This window comes from Aequoribacter sp., from assembly GCF_965659035.1.
Lineage (GTDB): Bacteria > Pseudomonadota > Gammaproteobacteria > Pseudomonadales > Halieaceae > Aequoribacter.
The window spans coordinates 1-4,091 of record NZ_CBFHWH010000084.1 but is presented as its reverse complement, the minus strand read 5'-3'; the positions used below and the strand labels follow the sequence as shown (position 1 = coordinate 4,091).

Here is a 4,091-nt window from a genome sequence, read left to right as displayed (position 1 = left end):
CAGGTTGTCATTAACCACAACGCCGGCTGCGGCGCCTATGCCAAAGTACGAGAACAGTGCTAAGGGAATACCAAACAGCAAATGACCGTAAATGGCTCCCATAAACCCGAAAGGTATCGCCGTCATAATCAGCATGGGTAACCAGTAACTTCTGAACGCTACGGCGATTAACGCATACATCATGAACATTGCCACAATATACAGGGCTTGGATTTCACCCAAGAATTCGGCTTCTTCCTCCTGTGAGCCGCCTTGACCAAATTTTACGGTGGGGTACTTTGGTTCCAGGGCAGGAATGAAATTTTCGCGCATGTCTTTGCCAATAGTGCTCATGGCATCAGCGGTCACGTCGGCTGAGACATAAATCACACGCTGACCGTCTCGGCGTTCAATGCGCTGAACGCCAGCACCCACCTCAAATTCGGCAACGGATGCGAGAGGAACGCTATCACCACGAGGCGTGCGAATACGAAACTCGTCCAGTGACGCCAAGTTTTCGCGCAGCGCTTTTGGGTATTTCACCATAACTCTGACGTCGCCAATCTCACGTGGTAACCGCTGGATCTCCTCGCCGTAATACGCTTGCCGTACCTGACGAGAAACTTCTGCAAGGGTTAAACCCATTGCTGTCGCGGTAGGTTTTAAGGTCAGGCGAATTTCTTCGCGTTCGCCACGCTGGCTGTCGCGAATGAAGAAGGCGTCTTGATAGGTTCTAAGTTGTGATTGAATGTCCAGACTCGCGGATCGCAAAGTTTCCAAGTCGTTGCCGCGTAGCATGTAGGTCACGCGCGGATTGCCATCGTTCAGGGTATAGTTCACCGAAATCGCTTCGGCATCGGGAACATCGCCGACCAACTCTTGAAAACGCTCGGCGGCTTCGCGTGCTGATAGGGCACGTGTTTCGGGTGGGGCAAGACGAATAATCGCCAGTACGTTGTCCCATCGAGAGCGCGTATACCAGCCTTCGATTAACTGAACTTCTTCACCATTAGCGGCCCCCTGCGTCTCGACTTCCTTGACAAGGCGCCGCTCCGCATCCTGAAGCTGCTCCAAAACTTCGAGTGAGCGCTCCCAAGGAGTGCCGGCGGGTAGGTCTACACTAACGTAGATCTGCTCATTTTCTACCTGAGGCATGAAGTTAAATTTGACCCAGCCGCTGCTGAAGACGCCAATGCTGACGATAAATAAGCCAACGAAGAATGATAGGGTGATATAGCGATGTTTAATCGCGGTTTCGATAATGGCTCGATATTGCACGTTAGCGAAGCTGACGATGGCATGCTCGATTTTCGTTTGGTACTTCGCAAACCACTTGGTCGTATCCCTAGGTTTTAGATTGCGCAGATGAGACGGCAAAATTAAAAACACTTCAATTAAGCTGAAGGTCAGCGCTAAAGTGATCACAATGGACAGCTGGCGTGTGATCTGAGCTGTTTCGCCAGACACGAAAAACCATGGGGCGAAGGCGAGGATGGTGGTGAGTACCGCAAAAATTACGGGTTTAGAGACCGCATATGTGCCGTTGATCGCCGCATTATCGCCTCCCCCGCTGGCCTCGCTGTGAGCGTGAATACTTTCACCGACTACAATCGCATCGTCCACCACAATTCCTAGCACCAGCAAGAAGGCAAAGGTTGATATCACGTTGAACGAGACATCGGCCGAGGGTAAAAAGGCGAAGGTCCCCATGAAGGCGACTGCGATACCCCCAGTTACCCACAGGGCAACGCGGGGTCTCAGGGTCGCTATTAATATCACAAAGACCAATATCAAACCCATGTAAGCGGAGCTGCCAATAGTCTCCATGCGGCTTTTGTAGATGTCGGCTGTGTCAAACCAGATCATTAGATCCAAGCCTTCGGGTAAGGTCTTGCGGCGCATCTCCACCCACGATGTCACCGCATCACTGGCTTTGACCACCTGCATTTGTTCTGTCGCCTTAACCTGCAGAAGTACAGTGGGCTGGCCGTTCACAGTCGCGAGTAACTCGTTCTCTTCAAAGCCATCAATGATCGTTGCAACGTCTTTTAGGAGTACCGTGCCGAAGTCAGGAGTTTGGCGGATGATGACATTGCCGAAGTCATCGGCAGTGTCGGCAAGGTTCCGGGTTTTAATACTAAATGTGCCGACATCGGTGCGAACACTGCCGGAAGAGGTATTCAACGACGAGCTGCGAATGGCGTTGGCAACCTCACTGAAGGTTAAGTCATACTCTCTTAGGGCCGATTCAGAAATCTCTATGGTGACTTCTTCATTGCGAGCTCCGAACAGTTCAACGAGCGAGGTGTAAGGTAGAGCGGCCAGCTCTTGCCGCAGCTCCTCGGCAAGCCGCGTCAGCTCGCGCTCACTGCGGTCGCCGTAGAGCGCGACTCGGATCATTTCTTCGCGGAATTCTAAGCGCTTAACTCTAGGGTTTTCGATGTCGCGCGGGAAGGAAGTCACCGAGTCGACCGCGTTCTTTACGTCGTTAACAAAAGTTTCGATTTCAACGTAGGGGTAAGTCGCAACGCGTACATTGGCATAGCCCTCGTACGCGGTCGCATAGACTCGGTAAACGCTATCCAAATCTTCTAGGGCTTCTTCGATGCGCGCAATAACTTGCTCTTCAACATCTTGTGCGCTGGCACCTCGCCACGAAACTTCGACGGTCGCTTGATTCACTTTCACAACGGGAAAGACTTCGCGCTCCATGTTGTTAAAGCCAAGCCAGCCCGCGATTAATATGCCTGCCATCAGTAGATTGGCGGCGACGGGGTTGCGTGTCCACCACGCGATTAGCGTCTTCATTGCGTAGACTCCGCTTCAGCTGTTACGCCGGGCTCGATCGAGGTAATTGCCATGCCCGCAATGGGGTTACGAATAGGTGAGGTGATGATTTGTGAGCCGGCTGACAATCCGTTGCTGATGTAGGCCTTGTCTTCATTCGCATGAGCGACCATAACATCTGCCACCTGAAGCGTCTCGTTCTCGATAATAAATACGCGGTTCCCGGGCCTGAGTGCCGAGCGTGGGATCGAGATCATTTGGTCAACTTGACGGCCTTGAATGTGAGCATCGACATACAGCCCCACCGCCATCGGCATACCCTTACTGGTGTTCGCCTTATCGTACGGGTTTTTAAGGGTTGCGGTGGCATGCACCATACGGGTCGCCTGATCGATATTGGCTTCTATGTGGGTAAGTTTACCTGTCCATTGATAGCCTGTACCGGCAATCTCGGTTGAGAAGGTGACTGAGGGTTCGTTGTTGGCTTCAGCAACGAAGCCGATGGGTAAGCCCAGTGAGCCGAGCGCCTCTTGCTTCAATGCAAGTCTTACCATGACTTCATCGATGGAAAATGCCGCTGCCAATGCTTGACCGGCAGCGATAACCTGGCCCACCTGCACATTGACGCCAGTAATACGTGCGTCGTAGGGTAGGCTTACCGCGGTGCGCTCCAAATTTAAACGAGCGCGTTCTACTGATGCCTGCGCCGCTTTGACCGACGCCTTGGCTTCCTTCACTTGTGGAATTTTCAGAGCCAAGGGTGATGGGTTTTTAACCCCTACCAGTTGTTTGCGGGCGACATCCGCATCGGCTTCAGCTTTTTCTAATAACACTGTAGCGTTGGCCAGTGACGCTTCCGCTTGGTTTAGCGCCAGCTGGTAATCTATGGCTTCAAGTCGCAGTATGGGTTCGCCGGCCCGAACGAAGCCGCCCGGGATGAACTGATTAGATACCCACTCAACTCGGCCGCCCACTTGCGCGGCCAAATTGATGGCTGTGCGTGCTTTGACTTCGCCCTGGGCATAGACATCGAAGAAGGTCGACTCCAAGGCCGCAGGTGTGGTGTAGACCTGTAAAACTCTGGCCTGAGCTTCTTTTTTCTCTGGCATCGGTTTGTTCGCTTGCAGTGTTGCGAATATTGCAAAAGCAACTGCAATTATCAGAATGGGAGCAAGACGTTTTAGCCATTTTTTCAACATAGTTAACCTTCGGGGGCAAAGCTTTTCGCGACGTCGCATTGTACGACAGCGCAAGAATGAATTCGGTGTAGATACGATGGATGGTGCAGCGAGCACGCCAAACTGAGTTTGTGGGACCGCTAGCCG

Annotated in this window: 2 protein-coding genes; both read right to left on the bottom strand. The window is 52.4% G+C overall.

What is annotated here, in order from left to right; genetic code table 11:
- A partial coding sequence (locus ACTF5Z_RS10115; RefSeq protein ID WP_438985523.1) for an efflux RND transporter permease subunit occupies window positions 1-2,787 on the bottom strand: 2,787 nt, incomplete at its 3' end.
- On the bottom strand, window positions 2,784-3,965 hold the full coding sequence (locus ACTF5Z_RS10110) for an efflux RND transporter periplasmic adaptor subunit (protein WP_438985522.1): 1,182 nt from the start codon (window positions 3,963-3,965) through the stop codon (window positions 2,784-2,786). The genes ACTF5Z_RS10110 and ACTF5Z_RS10115, both read right to left, overlap by 4 nt.
- Window positions 3,966-4,091: the final 126 nt, after the last annotated feature.

What these genes read in the sequence shown, in the direction of transcription:
- ACTF5Z_RS10110 (WP_438985522.1), bottom strand. Translation starts at nt 3,965, where the DNA reads ATGTTGAAAAAATGGCTAAAACGTCTTGCTCCCATTCTGATAATTGCA.